The following is a 16,959-nucleotide window of genomic DNA, read 5'->3' on the forward strand; positions in this document are numbered from 1 at the left end:
CCGAGAAGTTTGAGTGAATCTCCCCTGGGCGGCAGCGCGAGCCACCACCTGCGATGCAGCGTTCGTCGTGACCGTCCGCCGTGCAGCGGCAGCCTTCTTCGTGCCGAGCGAGCTCCGCTCGACAGATGCCCTGATGTTCTTGCTCAACCTGCCCACCTTCCCCTCTGTCGCATCCTCTCGTTGGCCAGCATTCGCTCGACGGCCTTGACCGTGATGTTCAGCTCGGCAGCGATCTCGGCCTGACTCCGGCCGTTCGCCGTCAGCAACATGGCGCGCTTGACTCGCGGGTCCTTGACCTGGGCCAGGGCCTGTTCGATGACGGACCGGTCGATCGCCGCCTTCGCCGTGTTGGCGGTCCCGGCACCCAAAACATCGATCAGGAACTGGTCGTCGTCGACCCTGCTCCCGTTCTTGAAGCGGGCCTCGTTGCCGTACCACTGCCGGTAGATGTTGGCGAAGCGGATGATGCACTGACCGATGAAGTAGGTACGGAGGGTCGCACCCTTGGTGCTGTCCCACTTCCTCTTCATCAGCACGTCCACCCTGAAGTGGTGGAGGGCCTTGGCGACAGTCTCGCCCTTCAGCTCGTCAATCTCGTCAGACGTGAAGGGCCGGTCGAGTGCCGGGAGGCCGTAGCCCCGGGCGCGACACTTCTCGAAAACCGTCTTGTGGAAAATCCAGGCGCCGAAGACAGCCATCCCATACTTGGCCATCTCGGTCGCGAAATAGTCGTAGTCCGGACCCTCGTAGTTCTGCAGCGCCAGCACCGTTACCAGGTCGACATCGCCGGCCATGCGGTCGATCGTCTCGGCCAGGGCAATGTGCTCGGGCTCCCGGAGCCAGTCCAGAGGCACAGCGTTGGCATCTGAATCACGTTGTACGGGCTCGACTGAGGCGCCGGGAGCTCCCGGCTCGCGCTCTGGCTCGGAGGCCATAACGTCTCCTCAATCTGTCGGCGACGTCTACGAGCAAGCTCGCAGATGTCCCCTCTTAAGTGCCGACATAGGCCCTACCCCCCAACTTTCCCGAAACTATTTTCTGTGACGTTGCGCCGTGGACGCCATCATCTCAAATACCCCCGACAAGGCGCGTAGAAGACGTGGCGGGTCGTTCGACACTGAACTTGCTGGCTAGCCGAGTGACGGGGCACTGACCGATCAGCCGTTCTTGCAGGCGGTCATCGCGTGGTGACCCATTCCCCCGCTTGTCGGCGTGCCCCGAAGCGCACTCTCGTATGGATGACAGGCGCTTTGTCGGGGTCAGACTCCGCCAGCGAGTCTGACGCCGCCTCGGTCGCGGCCATCGGACCGTGGGAGACAGCAGTGCCATGTGATAGGTGGGCCCAGCCCGTGCGCGTCGACGTCGGCGCACGGGCTCGACCATCACTTGATAGATCCCTCAGAACCCGTCTCGCAGGTCGGCATAGGTGCCCGTAAGCATCGATGGCCACAACAGCATGGGAACCGCGACCACGATGATGGCGAACACCACCAGGCCCAGCCAGGGTCGGCCGCGCCAGACGTGCAGCCCCCCGCCTCCAAGCACTGCGCCGGGGACGACGAACAGCAGCGAATCGGGCAGTTGGTAGGCGCACCAGGCGACGACGGCGCTGTAGAGGACGAGTCCGGTCAGCCGGACCCGCACGGCGTGCGAACGCGATCGGCGCGGCTGGTGGCGCAGAACGTCGCGCATCGGCAGGTGGCACGGCAGGCACCCCGAGGACGTCGTCACCACGTCACCGCGGCAGAGGGGGCAGGCCAGACTCCCAGAGCGGAGCTGGAGCAAGCTGTCGTTTTGCGAGGCCACGCCCCCTTATCGGCATGGCACGCGATGCACTTGAGGCTCAGTGTTACAGCGTCGGTTGCAACTCCGGAGGCACCCTCAAAGATGGAATGGAGCCGAGCCGTCGCACAGTTGAGAGCTTGGCGGGTTAGCGCTCCCATGCCGCGAGAAGTGCCTCTTTCCCCCGCGTCAGGGGCGGTCAGTGCGGGAAGAGCTGCGGAGCTCGGCTTTCGAGCAGGTACTGAGCCATCTGTCCCTCGTGTCGGGCTCCGGTGGCACGTCCGCACGGCGGCTCGACGAACCAGTAGAGCTTGCGGATCCCCTTGGGCGAATGCTGCTGCGCGAGCTCACGCGCTTCGGTGATCGTCAACAGCCACACGCGATCCGAATCGAGGGCGACCAGCGCCAAGAGTTGGGCGGGACATGCGTCGGGGAAGTCCCAGCCTCTACTCAGTTGCCCCTTTCCGCCAGCAGGCTTGGCAGCGAGGTTGGTCTTTACCTGGACGGTCGTGGCTTTGGCGCTTCCTGGCGCGTAGACGACAAGATCGATGCCCGCGTCCGTGGTCAGACGGGCGCTGTCGATGCCGCCCTTCAGCAAGCGATACTGCACGAGCAGCTCGCCAGCCGCGCCGATGTGCTGAGTGGTCACATGTCGAGGCTAGGCGACAGTTGGGACAAGCCTTCTTCTGCGCCGACGTCCCGCGTCACTGCCCCGCGAATGTGCCCTGCCCAACGGCCTTGTCCTCCCGCTCGCACCTAACTCCTGAACGCGGCTCGCATGATCTGCCCCACTCAGGAGTTGAAATGTCCATCCCCACCCAGATGAGCCTGGTCGGTTTCGTCGCGTCAGCGCCCGACCTCCATTTCACCAAGCACGGCGCCGAGTGCTGCCGGCTGCGCGTCGGTGTTGAGCAGTGGCGCAAGGAGGTCGACGGGAGCTTTGCCAAGCTCGACCCGACCTTCCACGACATGGTCGCGTTCGAGGGCACGGCCCGGGAGACGTACGCGCGGTTCCGCAAGGGCGACTCGTTCGTCGCGAGCGGCTATGTCCACGAATACGAGTACGAGGTCGAGAACCACGAAGGCGCGAGCGTGATCAAGGAGGAGTTCGTCGCCAGGAAGATCGGCCACAACGTCAACAAGACCGACTACCTCGTGCAGCGCGGCCGCCGTACGGCACCGGAGAACTCGCCGACGCCGGTGCCCGAGCCGCCGCCCATAGCGATCTGAGCCACTGTCGACCATGGGCATATACGACGACCCCGACGACGACTACCGCGGAGTGACCGAACTCCTCGAGCGTCCGCCGGAGGCGATCAACTGGAACCTCCTCCACCCCGAGGACGCTGACCGCGAGTGGCACGACCTGGACGCCTGGGTGACCTGGCTGAAGGTGACCTTCGGGCTCCCACCGTCGATCGTTCCGCCGTACTGGCACCGCCACGACGAGCTCGTCTGGGAACTCTCCGCCCTCCACACACACTGGCTCAGTTGCTACCACGAGACAGCGAGTCCGTCGGCGCCGATCGCGTGGATGCGTGACTTCGCGGACGCACGCAACCGGCTACGCGACTGGGTCGCGATCTGCGGCACCCGCCTCGACCGGGACCGCCCGACCCGCCAGACCGTCTGGCCCGGCGAGAAGGGCGTGGAGCTCGGCGGCGAGATCTCCATCGCCGACCGCCGCCACGACTTCGATCAGGTCGTTCGCGCCGACGTACTCAGGCGGAAGTCCGCCGAGGCCGTTGCCCGGCGGTCCTTGCCCGGCTGAGCCGGATCCGCCCCATGGGCACGGCCCCGCACCTGGATCCCACAGGCTTCGCGACTCCATCGACGCGACTCGATGCACTGGCGACGGTGGCACTCCACCAGGAAAGGAGTTGATCGTGCTACTCCCCCACGCACTGACCTTGGCGCAAGCGCGCTCGTGCCTCGCTGCGCTCGCGGATCAGGCATCGACCATCGACGCCTCCTCTGCGTATGAGCACGTCCTCATCGAGCTCGATCGCCTCCACGGGGACGAATGCCCATCGGCCGACACCGCTGAAGACCGCGCCATTCTGCTGGCTGTCGCGACGTCAGCGCTGGAGGAGCTGGAGCAGTACGGCGTCGACCCGCTCACCGTCGAACTCATCATCGCCATGCTCGATGACGCACACGCGTTGGACGGCACCTGATGTACGGGGAGACCGGCGCGGTGATGCGGGAAGAGTTCGCAGCGCTTCTCCGGCAACACAGAGTTCAGCAGCGGCTGGTTGGGCCGACGTCCGAGGATCGGGAGGTCCTCGGCGGACTGATCCGGGCGTACCGGCAGACCGTGCTCGTCTGGCTGGGTCAGGCGATGCGCGCCGCCAGCCCGCTGGCGTTCTCCAACATGCCGCCGCCACAGCGGAATCCGTTCCGGTCGGTCGGCGCACCGGGTTCGCATCTGACCGCGGCCGGCGAGCTGGCGCGGGCGATCGACCTCGCAAAGCAGCAGTCGACCGCGAGCCCCGCGTCAACGGATGCGCTGGCCACGCCGAACGCCAACCCGATGGTGGACCACTGGCGTCTCGCTGCCCGTGCCGCGGCTCTGGCGGAACACGACACCAGCGAGCGCGTGTCCGCGCAGATGACCACACCCCAGGCCCAGGCTCTGGTCGGCGACGCCGCCGCGCTGACCCAGGCACTGGTCGTCCTTGACCAGCGATACAAGAACACACCCGGTTGGGAGCCGCTCTCCCAGAGTGCCCGCCTCGGCTGGGCTTCGCTGGCCGCAGCGCTGGACGTGAATCTCGGCCAACCTGACTACGCCGTCGATCACCTCGGCTGGCGACCGAAGACGAAGGTCATCACCGGCACAGCCCGTCCCGGGGTCCTCGGCGTACTGCAGGCACAGCACAACCTCGTGGTCCGGATGAGGTCAGTGCCCAACGCGACCAACCTTCGACTGGTCGTCGATTCCCAGCGCCTCGTCTCTGCGCACCTCGCGCCGTACGCCGCCCGCATCGACGAACGTCTCGCCGAGCGATGGACCGCGCGCGCCGAGACCTACTCGGTCATGCAGAAGCAGCTACGCGAGGTCGGTGGCCTTCTCGGAAGGGGCGGACTGGCCGTGGCCGAAGGTGCGAATGCCGTCACGCGACTGAAAGCCCTCCCCAAGGACACCATCCTTGAGCCACGTGTCCTCTCGGGGTTCCAATTGCTGTTCCACCGCCTCGACGACCGCATCGCCGACGTCATCGAGGACGGGGTCGAGCGTGGTGCCTTCTTCAAGCGCGTGACTCTTCCGCGAATTGTGGGCGGGGGCGGGCAACTGGTCCACCCGGTTCGTGAACGCTTCGTCCCGATCACGTCGGCGACCGATCTCGCAGTGGTGAAGACCGTGCGCGAGCGACTGCGCCCCAAGGACGACCCGCCCGAGGCCACCCCGGGACCGACGCGAGTCGACCTGCACTCCGCGCTGATCCATCGCCCGACCAAAGGACGGGCTGTCGAAGTCCCGAACATCTGACCGCGGACCACCGGCTCGCGCCGGCGGGGCCCGTGTACCTAGGCAGTGATGCCGACCGAGGGAGAGCAAATGTCCACCGACATGAGCACGTCAGACACCGTCGTCTCGATGGTCCGAGACCCGTTCCTGAACACTGACGACGCCTGCGGCCATCTCGGCGTGCCGAAAGCGACCCTGCTGACATGGCGCGTTCTCCGCCCCGGTTACGGCCCGCGCGCCGTCCCCATCCAGGTCCCCGACGACTGGGACGACGGAGGACTCATCACCGTCGAAGAGTTCTGCGACCTCATCCGCACCCCCCAACGCACCGTCCGCGACTGGCGCCGACGCGGCGTCGGTCCCCGCTGGGCCCGCTTCAACGGCTGCGGCCGCCTCTACATCACCGTCGCCGAAACCCGCCGGCTCCTCAGCTCCGCCACCACGAGCAGCCGCTCGATCCACACGCCCGGCCAGGAGAAGCCCCGTGGCTAGAAAGCGAGAACTCCCCGTCTACGTCAGCCTCGACGAAGCCGCCGAGATCATGTCCCTGTCCACCCGGACCATCCGCCGTCGCATCAGCGACGGCACCATCCCCGCCTACCAATGCGGGCGCCGCTCCATCCGGCTACGACTCGACGAACTCGAATCCGCACTGCGCCGAATCCCCTCAGCTCGGCGGTGACCGTGATGGACGAGGGCAATCCGCGACTGCACGCGGGCGGCCCGCCGACTCACCGGAACTACTCGCGCTGCCCAGAGTCCGGATGAACGGAGAACTCGTCGTCCGCGAGCTTGCGATGACGTGGTTCTTCTATCCGCCGAGCCGGACGACCTCGGTCGCCAGCTCGACCAACGAGTCGGTCTCCGTACCAGCGGCTCGGCCTTGGCGCCGGTGATGAGGTTGGTGCCGTACTCGACGTCACCCTTGACCGCGAGCATCTCGCGTACGGCGCGCTTAGCAGTCGTTGCGGCGGGTCGGGCACCCAGCGCTCGTCGTAGCTCCTTGGCTGCAGGTGGCGTGGTCGGCGCCCTTGCGAGTGGAGCCGGTCAGCACCGTGACGATGGCATCCTTCGCGCAGATGCCAGCGTGGATCGAGTCACCCGCAGTTGGCGTGTTCCGCCCGGCCGCGAGATTGGCCGCCGCGGACGCGACGTACTCCTCCGCCTTCTTCAGGTAGTTCCTGGCGTGGTTGCGCTGCTCAGCGGTCGCCATCAGGCGGCGCCTCGGCTGAGGACCGGCTTCCGACACCAAGGCAACGCCCTCGCGGACGATGTCGACTACCACGGGCTCCGCCTCCTGCGCCCTCTCTACGAACTCGGCCGGGGTAAACACGAGGACGTCGCACTCATTGCCCAGCCGCGCTCGCACGATGTCCTCGAGCTCGACCCGTCCGCCCCAGCCGGCAGCGGCGATAACCGCAAGGTCGACGTCACTCGCCTCCGTGGCTTCCCCGCGGGCGATGGAACCGAAAAGCAGCACTGCGTCCACGTCCGAGCCAACCGCATCGGAGACAGCCGCACGTAGCGATGTCATCGGATCAAGGAGGGCCCGCAATGGCGCCACCGACGCGTGCGCCTCGTTGATCTCGTGGATGCCGGCCCTACCCACCGTGCGGGACGTGACCAGCCCGAGGTCGGTGAGTGCCTTCAACGACTCCTGAACTGACCACAGGCTGTGCTCGTCACTGACGATGCGGTGAATCTGCCGGCCCGTCAGCGGCTCACCATTGCGCAGCAAGACCGCGAGTACCGCGCCACGAGCACCCGGCATGACCCCACCGAAGGGCTGGTTGAAGTGCATGCGTCTCAGACTAAGCCATGATCGGAATGGCAGTCATATGATTGCGCCAACAATCGTCGCAGCTAGATTCGGGACCCCGTGTAGCCCGATCCGCCCAGGATTCCGGACCAGGCGGAGCCTGAACAGGCAGAAGCGTTGCCTCATCCTGCCCTCTCAGTCTCGATGAGCGCCTCGCTCGGCATCATGCTGTGGACGTTAGAAGCCCATAGTTGCCTCGTGGTTAGGTCGATCACCGAGAGCTCTGAGCTGTCTCCGACAGTCGTCATCCCGGCGACAAGATTCTGAGGTTCGCTAGTGGCGTGTCCCTTTTGGACTCAAGAGGAGCGGCATCAAACCTGGGCGCGTCAGGGTGACGAATCGGACTACGACATCGCATCTGAGCTGAGTCGTCGGGTCGAGTCGGGGACCTGCACCGTCAACTTTCGCAGACGATTCCGTCGCCGTCTCCGTCTGTGTACCAGGCGTACTCCCGGTCGGTTCCTCGTTCGTACGGCCCGAGCCCGGCGTCCAGCACGCCGGTGCAGTAGTCGAATCGCGGATCAATGCCCGCGCTGTCGGCCGGACCCTCGCTCTCCCCTGCCACTGTGTTCTCCGCAGGCGCCGGGGAACCGGGGGGAGGTGCCTCGTCAGCCGCGGGCAGGGAGGCGGCGTCGGACGGGCGAGCGTCTCGGGTGCTGCCGTCGCCGGTGGGCTGGGCGATGACGACGGTCGTACGGCGGTCACCGCAGGCGCTGGCGTACTCGCGTAGCGCGTCTCGTTCTCGGTCGTCGACGCTGAGCTGCCAGCGGGTCTTCACCGCGACCCACGAGGAGATGTAGACGCACGTCTTGAAGGCAGGCATCCAGTCTGCCGGGTCACCGTCGGACTTGGACTGGTTGGAGGCGCTCGAGACCGCGACGAGGGAGCGCCGGTCGCCCAGGTCGTTGGCAAAGGCCTCGCGACGATGCGATGACCAGGTTGACGCTCCGGAGTCCCAGGCCTCGGCGAGCGGCACGAGATGATCGATCTCGACGTCGGAGGCGTGGTGGGTGGTCACCTGGTCGTAGTAGGAGAGCCACTCGCCGTCGAGGACGTCGCACGAGCGGGTGAGGCCGGCGCTTGCCGACCTGTTCTGGCTGATCAACACTTCCGCGCGGGTGTCGCACCCGTTGCCGTCGACATCAGACCAGTGGCTGAACAGGTCGCGTTCGTAACCTTCCCGTACCTCCGGTGCGCCGGGCAGCGCCTCGACGGCCTCTGCCAGCGTCGACCTGACCTGCTCTCCGGCCAGCGGCTCGAGCGACCCCGACTTACCCGGCTCTTCGGCAGTGTGCATCGCCACGGACTCTTGGGGCCTCGTCTCGGACGACGGGGTGGCGGAGAGGTAGGAGCAACTCGTGAGGGCTACGAGAACAAGTGCTAGGCCGAGGAGCACGAGGGCTCGCCTCGCCGCGTATGGGAGGGGTTCAGGCGTCAGGCGGATGTCCGGCGGGACGGTCTTGCAGGTAGCCAACGGGACCTCTCTGGTGCGTGAACGGTATTGACCGTAGGCCAGCCATGGCTCCTCGAGGGACCTGTTGCACGGATTGGTGACAGCTGGTCTGCGTCGGCTGACTATCGGTCTTCAAGTCCCGGAATGACAGTGTCCGACAGGTAGCGCCGCAAGACAGGTACGGCCTGGGTGACAGTGCGCCAGACGCGGCGCGGGACGAGGTCGTCGTACTGGTGGGCCGCGAAGTTGCGCATCGCGACGATCTGCCGCCAGGGCTGGTCGGGAAAGCGCGCCAACACCTCATCCGGGATTCGGTTGACGCCCTCGCCGATCCGGATCAACCCCATCTCCACCGCCCACTGCGTGCGGACGTCGGACTCGAACGCCGCGGGGTCGTCGCCAATGATCTCCGCAAGGACGTCACACACGGCCACCACGCGCTCCGCCGCGTCGCGCGCCTTGTCGGCAGTCACACCGGGACGGCTTCGCTGAGAACGCGTTCGCGGAACGCGCCACGCAGGCCGTCGGAGGCGACAACGTCGACCTCGACCTGCAGCAGGTCACGCAGCGCCAGACGCAGCCCGACCTCGTCGAGCAGCGACGCGTCGGCAGTGAAGTCGACGACGATGTCGACGTCAGACCCGGGCTCGTCGTCTCCGCGGGCCACTGATCCGAACACCCGAGGGTCAGAGGCGTGGAACTTGGCGACGAGGTCACGGATGGACTCTCGGTGCGCCGCAACTCGCACCGACGGCCGCCCAGCAAGCGCACGGCCGATCCGCTCAAGCACCTCTAGTGACGGCGTCCGACGACCGTTCTCGTACGCCGACAGGTTGGGCTGCGACACTCGCGCGGCACAGGCGAGCTGTGACTGGGTTAGGCCGGCCGCCCGTCGCGCTTCGCGAATGTTCACCGGACCATGATAGCGAAATTGTTATCGGCCTCGATATATCCAATGCTCCTCTGATCTGACGTGACCAGCGCTCAGCCGGCAGCTTGTAAGCGACCCTTCCACACGAAGGCAACCTTGTTCTCGAACCCGAGCGGCGTCCTCTCGACCCTTCATCAGCGTGTCCGGGCAGCCTAGTGACCCCGGCGCCGAGCGGTCAGGCGAACAGTTCAACCGTCGCCGACAGATGGTCACGGGCGGCCGCCTTGCGGCCTAGGGAACACCTGGGGAAGCCCGACAGAACGGCTCCTACTATTCCCTGGATGTTCCCCGTCAGCGGCGCGACCTGAAAAACATGCCTCTGACCTGCGGAAACGGGGTGGGCGATACTGGGTTCGAACCAGTGACCTCTTCGGTGTGAACGAAGCGCGCTACCACTGCGCCAATCGCCCCTGTGGTGCGGCCGAAACTCTAGCCCATGGCCCGCGGGGGCGCCCAAATGGGGAGAAACCCCGCTTGATCCGAACCGATCGGCGGCCGTCTGCGTCGTACGAGCATGGGCATCTCCGGCACCGTCAGCCACGCCGTCCTGCTGCGCTGCCGGACCCCGTCCGGGCGTCGTACGACGCTCTCGGCGACGCTGGCGTACGCCGACCTGGATCCGTACGCCGTTCGCGTGGTCTTCCACGGTCCGCGGGACGACGTCGCGTGGCTGGTCGACCGGGAGCTGCTGATCGCCGGACTGGAGGTGGCCGTGGGCGAGGGCGACATACTGGTCCGGCCCCGGCGTTCCTGGGAGGCGATCGAGATCCGGTTCCGCTCCCCCACCGGCTGCCTGGTCACCGCGCTCCCCCGGACCGAGCTCGGGGCCTTTCTGGCCGCGACCCTCGACGTGCTTGCGCTGGGCGGTGAGCGGGTCGATGCCGACGAGCTGCTGGTCGCGCTGCTCGCCTCAGGGACCGAGTAGCTCCGCCTCGCGGCGCCGCCAGGTCGCGGCCACCTCGCGGGTCACCGGGCCGGGCGCCGGGAGCTCACGCTCGTCCCAGCGAATGACCCCCTGGACGTCGCGGGTGGTGCTGACCAGGAACACCTCGTCGGCCCGCTCCCGCACCGTCGCGATCGGCTCGTCGACCTCGCGGCCGCCGTACCACTCCAGGACGAGCGCGCGGGTGACGCCCGGCAGGCAGCCACTCGCCAGGGTCGGGGTGCGCAGCTCGCCGTCGACGACGTAGAAGACGTTGGTGGTGGTGCCCTCGCAGAGGTCGCCGGCCAGGTTGGCGAAGACCGCCTCCCCCGCGCCGCGGGCGTGGGCGAGCGCGAGGACGTTCTCGGCGTACGCCGTCGCCTTCAGCCCGGCCAGCGCCGCTCGCTCGTTGCGCGGCCAGGGCGCGGTTGCGACCGTTGTCGTCTCCGGGTGCGCGGCCATCGCCGAGGCCGTCACCGTGACGACCCCGGGACCGGTGCAGGTGATCCGGAGCCGGCCCAGCGGCAGGTGCTCACCAGCAAGTGCGTCGGCCACCTGGCGTCGTACGCCGTCCTCGTCGAGCGGCGGCAGCCCGACCGCCGCCGCTCCGTGCGCGAGCCGCGCGAGGTGGAGGTCGAGCGCGAACGGCCGCCCCTCGACGACCTTGACCGCCTCGAAGACCCCGTCGCCCGCTGCGACCTGCGCTTTCACACCGTCACCCTAGGAGTCGTGGGCCCCACAAACCTGGGTTCATCGGGCGGGCAACACGCCGACACCCGGATTTGGCACGCCCCAGGCCGTGGGTTAATGTTCTCACGCACTCAGGGCCACGGCCCAGGGAGCAGGCGGACATAGCTCAGTTGGTAGAGCGCAACCTTGCCAAGGTTGAGGTCGCGAGTTCGAGTCTCGTTGTCCGCTCGGAGAGGTCTCTCTCTTGGTTTGACCTCCTATTGGTGGAGTGGCCGAGAGGCGAGGCAACGGACTGCAAATCCGTCTACACGGGTTCAAATCCCGTCTCCACCTCGGGCGATTGGCGCAGTGGTAGCGCGCTTCCTTGACACGGAAGAGGTCACTGGTTCAAACCCAGTATCGCCCACCAGCACTATCGGCCCCTGACCTGCGAAATGCGGGTTCGGGGCCTTCTTCATTCCTGGTCGGTGGCCAATATGTAGCCAGTGGTTCCGCGTCCACGTCGGGTCGTTGTCCCACTCCGGACCGGCGGTAGCCGAGCGTTCGCCAACCGTCGCAGCGGCGAGACGGCCGTAGCTGGCCGACACCGACTCATCGACCGGCAGCGCGTCGAAGCGCTGCTGCAGAAGGCCCAGACGCCTCAGTCGCTCCGCTCGCACGTCAGTGGTCTTGGCGACGAGGACGCCGAAGTTCAGCTCGGCCGCGACGACACGCTGACCGAGCCTTCTCCCCCTGGCGTCTCAGGACACTGCTCCAGGCCTCAACCCGGATGGTCGCGATGCCGAAACCTCTGAGACCAACGCACGGGTGTCACCCGCGTGGAGTCACCTGAGCTGGAGGTCGAGATGGGGGCAGGCGAGTCTGCGCTGCGTCGAAGCACGGAGCTGAACGGAGAGGCGGACGCTCTCTTCGACCTGGTCCAGCAGAAGCGCCAGCTCGCGCACAACTTCGCGGCGGCTTGTCATTCGGAGCAGGAGTTGGCCGAGATCGTGCGCCCGCTCTCGGTGCTGGGCTGGACTGTCCTGGAGGACCGGCGGTGGCCCGGATCGAAGCGGGCGAACGTCGACTTCCTCCTCGTCGGGCCCGGCGGGGTCGTCGTACTCGACGCAAAGCACTGGGCCGAGCTGGAGATCCGCAACGGGGTCGTCTTTCGGGGTGACGCTCGCGAGGATGACGAGGTCGCGAAGCTGGCTCGGCTCGTCGGCAGCATCGTGGAGTCCATCGCGGACACCGGCCTGGCCGCAGCCGCCGTCAGCGCGGCGATGGTGTTCACCAGTCACGCCGTGCGGGCCACCGCGGTCGGGCCGGTCACGGTCGTTGGGGCGGGGCAGGTGGTCGCCTGGCTGGCGGGGTTGCGTCAGCGCTTCACCGGGGACCAGGTCACCGTCGTGGCCGCTGCCATCGCCCGGGCGTGCCCGGAGATCGACGGCGATCCGTTACGTCCGACGCCCGCCCCGGTGAAGGTCCAGCCCCGGCGACTCGCGGAGCCATCCCCCGCACTGATCGATGTCGAGGCGATCACCCAGTCGTTGCTGGAGAGCGCACTGGCGGGGCCGATCGAGGACTGGATGACGTTCCTGCACCCCGACCAGAACAAGCTGGTCCGTTCCCACTGGAACGGGCCGGCACGGATCCGAGGACCGGCGGGTACCGGCAAGACGGTCGTGGGTCTCCACCGTGCCGTCTATCTCGCCGAGCGGACCGACCGTCCCGTGCTGGTCACGTCCTTCGTGAAGACCCTCCCCGTCGTGCTCTCGTCGTTGGCCACACGGCTGTCCCCCAACGCCGCCGAGAGGATCGAGTTCGTCGGCGTGCATGCCCTGGCGTTCCGCGCTCTTGAGCGGACGGGACAGAAGATCCGGCTCGACCAGAAGGGCGCCGACCGAGCCTTCCAGGAGGCCTGGCGACGCACGGACGCGGCCACCAAGCTTGGTGCCGTCGACGAACGAGCGTCGTACTGGAAGGAGGAGATCGACTGCGTCATCAAGGGGCGGGGCCTCACCGAGTTCGGCGACTATCGCGAGCTGCGTCGCGTCGGCCGCAAGACTCCCCTGCAGGCCGCTGACCGAGCGCACGTCTGGGACCTCTACTCCGCGTACGAGGCCGAGCTCGCCGAGCAGGGCATCCAGGACTTCAACGACCTGCTGATTCGGGCCAAGGCGGCCGTCGACACCTATCCCGACCTCTTCACCTACAGCGCGGTCATCGTCGACGAGGTCCAGGACCTCAACCTGGCGGCGTTCCGGTTCCTCGCGGCCCTCGCCGGGGACGGCCCGGACCGCCTCCTGATCATCGGCGACGGCCAGCAGTCGGTCTATCCAGGCGGGTTCACCCTGAGCGAGGCAGGCATCAGCGTCGCCGGTCGCGGCACGGTGCTGCGCGTCAACTACCGCAACACCCGCGAGATCCTCGAGGAGGCCGCGCGACTCGTCTCGACCGACACCTTCGAGGACCTCGACGGGCTGCCCGAGCCGGGACGTCGCGACGCCGAGGTCCCGCGCCGTGGCTACCAGCCGGTCCGGTGGATGGCCGAACGCCAGGCGGGACTCGACTCGGCCCTGCGCCTGCAGCTGACGCGCACTCACGCGATGGGCGTGCCCTGGGGTGACCTCGCCGTCCTGGTCGAACGCCGGTGGGACGTCCGCCGCTACGAGCGGACGCTCCGCAACGCCGGCATCCCCCACGTCGACCTCAGGGAGTACGACGGCCGGACGACGGACGAGGTCAAGCTCGGCACCTTCAAGCGGGCGAAGGGACTCGACTTCAAGTACGTCCTGATGCCCGGACTCCGCACCGGGCCGCCCGAGATGTCTCCCGGGGAGACGAGCGACTCGTACGCCGAGCGCTGCGAGCGACTCCGGCGGGAGCTGTACGTCGGCATGACGCGGGCCCGAGACGGACTGTGGCTGGGCTACCTCCGGTCGTAGTCGAAAGCGCCAGGTTCCGACCCACCGGCGGTGCAGCGTGAGTGCCTGGCCGGCTCGTCCCTCAGCGACGCACGCGTACGACGCCCGCCACCGCGTCTCGCTCGGACGCGGAGACCGACGACGCCACCCGGACCTCGAACGTCCGGCTGCTGCCCGCCCTGGCCAAGGCCGTCCTCGTGACCTTGACGGTCAGGAGCGTCGAAGCGCCCGGCCGCAGGGCGCCGGTGCGGTAGCGGCCGGCGACGACCGCCTTGGTGACGTTCCGGCCGCCGACCAGGTAGGTCACCTTGAACTTGCGGTTCTTCGGCATGCCCCGCAGGACCAGCCGATCCGCGACGTTGCCCCGGTTCGTGATCCGGACCTCGAACGTGGCACGCCGGTCCCGGCCGGTCAGCTTCTCGATCACTCGCTGGCTCGAGAGCGCGTAACGACCGTCGCCCACGAACCTCCCGCCCGGAGTTCGCACGGCCGCGTCGGGCCGACCCTGCGTCACGGGCGGCACCGGGCCGGGACCCGGGCCGGGTGCGGGGCCGGGGCCGGGGGCCGGGCCAGGACCGGGTCCGCCGACCGGGGTCACGGTCAGGGTCTGGGTGGCGGTGCCGGTGTTCTGCGCCGCGTCGGTCACGGCGGCGACCACCGGATGGGCCCCGACGGGGAGCGTGGTCGCGCTGACGCTCCAACGGCCGCCGGGCTGGACGACCGCGGTGAGGTCCTGACCAGCGACCGTCACCCGCACCGTCGTCCCGGCCCGCTCGGCGCTGGAGCCCGCGATCCACGGCGACGTGTCGACGGTCGACGTCGCGGCGCCACCGTCGATGCTCACCACCGGGACGGTCAGGTCCACCGTGAGGACCTGGACCGCGGACCCCTGGTTCCCGGCCGCGTCGTCGCCGGACGCCACCACCGCATGAGCATCCTCGGTCAGCGGCGACGCGATGACGGCCCACAGGCCACCGGCCCCGACCACCGCCGCCAACGTCTGTCCCCCGACGGTGACCCGGACCTCGGACCCCGCCGGCTCCGTCGTCGATCCGGTGATCGTCGGCGTCGTGTCCTTCGTCGCGCCGGCGTCGCCACCGTCGATGTTCAAGCTCGGCGCAGACACGTCGACGGTCAGGGCCTGCTCCGCGCTGCCCGTGTTCTGCGACCCGTCGGTGCTGGACGCGACGACGGTGTGCGTCCCCTCGCTCAGTGCGTTCGCGGACACACTCCACGCCCCGCCGGCGCCGACGGTGGCGGCGAGAGTCTGGCCCGCGACCGAGACCGTGACGCGTCGGCCGGGCGCCTCGTCCGTCGTACCGGCGATCGCAGGGGTGGTGTCGCTCGTGGAGCGTCCCGATCCCCCGGCGATGGTCACCACCGGGGCAGTCAGGTCGTCGATGGGCTCGGTGACCGGACTGTTGGCCAGGGCAACCGTGCTCGAGGTGAGGGCGCGGCCCTTCAGGGAGGCCCCCTCGCCGAACGAGATCACACCGGCACCGAGGAACGTCCCGACGAGCTTCGCGCCGGCACCGAAGGACACGGCGCCGAGGACCTGCCAGTAGACGTTGTTCGCCAGGGCGCCGTCGGTCAGGACGACCTTGGTCGCGGCAGCGGAGCTGAACGCCGCACCGATCTGGAAGACGAAGACCGCGCTCGAGTCGCCGTCCGCGTCGAGGGTCATGGTGCCCGTGTTCGTGAACGCCGCAGCCGTGCTGTGGACGCCCGGCTTGATGGTCTTCCCAGCCTGGTCGCCGGCGAACGTGTCCGTGCTCGTCTGGGCGGCTGCGGCGTCGTACGCGTCCTGACGGTCGGCCTGCGCCTGTTCCGCAGCGGCGTCCTTGTCGTGGATGACGCCCTTCGTCGTCCCGGGTGGGAAGCCGGCGATCACTCCGGTGGGGCTGAGGCCGAGGTGGCCGTCGAGGACCGTGGCGGTGCCGGTGTTCGAGACGCCGGCGCCGGCCAGGACCGAGTAGGCGGCGGCGGAGCCCAGGCTCACGAACGCGCCCGTCGGCGGGTCCGCCGCGACTGCGGGCGGAGCCGCGAGCTGGCCGGCGAGCAGCAGCCCACAGACCGCGACTCCCACCCCCGCCATCCCGGATCTGGTGGAGCTCTGACGGGCGAGGCGGGCGCTACGGCTCATGGAGTTGCCTTCGATTGAGGCACCACGATCATCCGGCTGGTCGTCCAGGCGAGCGGTCCCGAGGTTGCCTACGTTCGGACCATAACCCGCGAGCCGACCAAGTCACCCATGGCAACGCGCACGGGGCGTACGACGTCCTCTCCGTCAACGACGCGAGCGGGAGAGCATCCACCGCCCAACTGGCCGCCGACAGGTTCACGATCACGATGGTCTCGAACGCTGACCACACCGACCACCACCTCTCCATCAGGACCCCCGAGGCGAAGGACAGGAGGAGCCAGGTGTGCACGATCGACAAGCAGGTCAAGAAGAGGCGGCTCGCGCTGAGCGTGCCCTACGCCAGGATCGGGCGGTCGTCGCGCCCGCGGTACTGGCAGGCTGCGGAGCACAGCACCCCGGCTGCCGGCGAGTCAGGGTTCGCACCCCACCACCGCGGGTACCCTCCCGCGCATGCTCCCCTCCCCTCGCCGCTGCGCGGTCCCGGCCCGCATCCTCGGCGTGCTGCTCGTCGCCACCCTCGCCTTCGCGGGACCCGCCCCCGCCCAGGCCCAGAGCCAGGAGTCGCCCCGGGCCGCGGCGAAGTCCGCCCGCCAGTGCCTGCCTGACGCGACACCGAAGAAGTCCCTGGTCGTCAGGGGGAAGCTGAGCTGCAAGCGGGCACGGGGCATCTACCCGAGCGCCGTGGAGACGGCCGCCCACACGAAGGAGCTCGGCCTGCGGACGTTCCGCTTCCAGGGATTCCGGTGCACCCTGCGCGCCGGGGACGGGTTCCGCTTCACCTGTCGCGACCGCGACGGGAAGCCGCGGCGCTCCTTCACCGTGAAGTACGTGTCGTAGCAGG

Annotated in this window: 18 protein-coding genes and 4 tRNA genes; 12 read left to right on the forward strand and 10 right to left on the reverse strand. The window is 68.3% G+C overall.

The features are described 5' to 3' along the window. Positions 1–143: 143 nt before the first annotated feature. The 3 genes from MUB56_RS18855 to MUB56_RS18865 all read right to left on the reverse strand — a co-directional run bounded on the left by MUB56_RS18855 (position 144) and on the right by MUB56_RS18865 (position 2,431). Positions 144–935, reverse strand: coding sequence for a sigma factor-like helix-turn-helix DNA-binding protein (locus tag MUB56_RS18855; protein WP_244928549.1), 792 nt, complete (start codon positions 933–935; stop codon positions 144–146). 463 nt (positions 936–1,398) lie between these two features. Continuing rightward, entirely contained in the window at positions 1,399–1,692 is a 294-nt protein-coding gene (locus MUB56_RS18860) for a hypothetical protein (RefSeq protein WP_244928550.1), read from the reverse strand. A 289-nt stretch (positions 1,693–1,981) separates the two neighbouring features. Then, positions 1,982–2,431, reverse strand: a complete 450-nt coding sequence (locus tag MUB56_RS18865; RefSeq protein ID WP_244928551.1) for a hypothetical protein — start codon at positions 2,429–2,431, stop codon at positions 1,982–1,984. 155 nt (positions 2,432–2,586) lie between these two features. Here MUB56_RS18865 and MUB56_RS18870 point away from each other — a divergent pair, with 155 nt between their 5' ends. From MUB56_RS18870 to MUB56_RS18895, 6 genes are all read left to right on the forward strand, one after another. Next, complete coding sequence (locus MUB56_RS18870) at positions 2,587–3,012, forward strand: single-stranded DNA-binding protein (RefSeq protein WP_244928552.1); 426 nt, start codon at positions 2,587–2,589, stop codon at positions 3,010–3,012. A gap of 13 nt (positions 3,013–3,025) precedes the next feature. Continuing rightward, positions 3,026–3,553, forward strand: coding sequence for a hypothetical protein (locus MUB56_RS18875; protein WP_244928553.1), 528 nt, complete (start codon positions 3,026–3,028; stop codon positions 3,551–3,553). Between the two features lie 115 nt (positions 3,554–3,668). Next, a complete protein-coding gene (locus MUB56_RS18880) occupies positions 3,669–3,959 on the forward strand; it encodes a hypothetical protein (protein ID WP_244928554.1) in 291 nt (96 codons plus the stop codon). Beyond that, the gene (locus MUB56_RS18885) at positions 3,959–5,275 is read left to right on the forward strand and encodes a hypothetical protein (protein WP_244928555.1); all 1,317 of its coding nucleotides are present in this window, start codon (positions 3,959–3,961) and stop codon (positions 5,273–5,275) included. Before MUB56_RS18880 ends, MUB56_RS18885 begins: the two co-directional genes overlap by 1 nt. Positions 5,276–5,356: 81 nt before the next feature. Continuing rightward, positions 5,357–5,746, forward strand: a complete 390-nt coding sequence (locus tag MUB56_RS18890) for a helix-turn-helix domain-containing protein (RefSeq protein WP_244928556.1) — start codon at positions 5,357–5,359, stop codon at positions 5,744–5,746. After that, entirely contained in the window at positions 5,739–5,936 is a 198-nt protein-coding gene (locus MUB56_RS18895) for a helix-turn-helix domain-containing protein (protein WP_257866261.1), read from the forward strand. Before MUB56_RS18890 ends, MUB56_RS18895 begins: the two co-directional genes overlap by 8 nt. A 273-nt stretch (positions 5,937–6,209) precedes the next feature. Here MUB56_RS18895 and MUB56_RS18900 read toward each other — a convergent pair whose 3' ends face one another. The 5 genes from MUB56_RS18900 to MUB56_RS18920 all read right to left on the reverse strand — a co-directional run bounded on the left by MUB56_RS18900 (position 6,210) and on the right by MUB56_RS18920 (position 9,867). Further along, entirely contained in the window at positions 6,210–7,055 is an 846-nt protein-coding gene (locus MUB56_RS18900) for a nucleotidyltransferase domain-containing protein (RefSeq protein ID WP_244928557.1), read from the reverse strand. 415 nt (positions 7,056–7,470) lie between these two features. Further along, the gene (locus MUB56_RS18905; RefSeq protein ID WP_244928558.1) at positions 7,471–8,469 is read right to left on the reverse strand and encodes a DUF1524 domain-containing protein; all 999 of its coding nucleotides are present in this window, start codon (positions 8,467–8,469) and stop codon (positions 7,471–7,473) included. Positions 8,470–8,648: 179 nt separating this feature from the next. Then, positions 8,649–8,999, reverse strand: coding sequence for a HepT-like ribonuclease domain-containing protein (locus MUB56_RS18910; RefSeq protein WP_244928559.1), 351 nt, complete (start codon positions 8,997–8,999; stop codon positions 8,649–8,651). Next, entirely contained in the window at positions 8,996–9,439 is a 444-nt protein-coding gene (locus tag MUB56_RS18915) for a helix-turn-helix domain-containing protein (RefSeq protein ID WP_244928560.1), read from the reverse strand. The genes MUB56_RS18910 and MUB56_RS18915 overlap by 4 nt, the downstream gene beginning before the upstream one ends. 356 nt (positions 9,440–9,795) lie before the next feature. Further along, positions 9,796–9,867: transfer RNA gene (locus MUB56_RS18920), tRNA-Val, on the reverse strand. Positions 9,868–9,971: 104 nt separating this feature from the next. Here MUB56_RS18920 and MUB56_RS18925 point away from each other — a divergent pair. Then, on the forward strand, positions 9,972–10,382 hold the full coding sequence (locus tag MUB56_RS18925; protein WP_244928561.1) for an SsgA family sporulation/cell division regulator: 411 nt from the start codon (positions 9,972–9,974) through the stop codon (positions 10,380–10,382). Here the strand turns inward: MUB56_RS18925 and MUB56_RS18930 are convergent. Then, a complete protein-coding gene (locus MUB56_RS18930) occupies positions 10,368–11,090 on the reverse strand; it encodes an aminotransferase class IV (protein ID WP_244928562.1) in 723 nt (240 codons plus the stop codon). The two genes, MUB56_RS18925 and MUB56_RS18930, sit on opposite strands and share 15 nt — an antisense overlap. A 134-nt stretch (positions 11,091–11,224) precedes the next feature. Here MUB56_RS18930 and MUB56_RS18935 point away from each other — a divergent pair. The 4 genes from MUB56_RS18935 to MUB56_RS18950 all read left to right on the forward strand — a co-directional run bounded on the left by MUB56_RS18935 (position 11,225) and on the right by MUB56_RS18950 (position 13,996). Then, positions 11,225–11,297, forward strand: a tRNA-Gly gene (locus MUB56_RS18935). 34 nt (positions 11,298–11,331) lie between these two features. Continuing rightward, positions 11,332–11,402 (forward strand) — tRNA-Cys (locus MUB56_RS18940). Between the two features lies 1 nt (position 11,403). Continuing rightward, positions 11,404–11,478, forward strand: a tRNA-Val gene (locus tag MUB56_RS18945). A 409-nt stretch (positions 11,479–11,887) separates the two neighbouring features. Next, a complete protein-coding gene (locus MUB56_RS18950) occupies positions 11,888–13,996 on the forward strand; it encodes a UvrD-helicase domain-containing protein (RefSeq protein WP_244928563.1) in 2,109 nt (702 codons plus the stop codon). Positions 13,997–14,057: 61 nt separating this feature from the next. Here MUB56_RS18950 and MUB56_RS18955 read toward each other — a convergent pair whose 3' ends face one another. Beyond that, entirely contained in the window at positions 14,058–16,118 is a 2,061-nt protein-coding gene (locus MUB56_RS18955; protein ID WP_244928564.1) for an ice-binding family protein, read from the reverse strand. 450 nt (positions 16,119–16,568) lie between these two features. On the opposite strand from MUB56_RS18955, the gene MUB56_RS18960 reads away from it, so the two are divergent. Next, positions 16,569–16,955 carry a hypothetical protein gene (locus MUB56_RS18960; RefSeq protein WP_244928565.1) on the forward strand — a complete coding sequence of 129 codons (387 nt, stop codon included), beginning with the start codon at positions 16,569–16,571 and terminating at the stop codon, positions 16,953–16,955. The last annotated feature ends 4 nt before the right edge of the window (positions 16,956–16,959 follow it).

This window comes from Nocardioides sp. W7 (assembly GCF_022919075.1).
Classification (GTDB): domain Bacteria; phylum Actinomycetota; class Actinomycetes; order Propionibacteriales; family Nocardioidaceae; genus Nocardioides.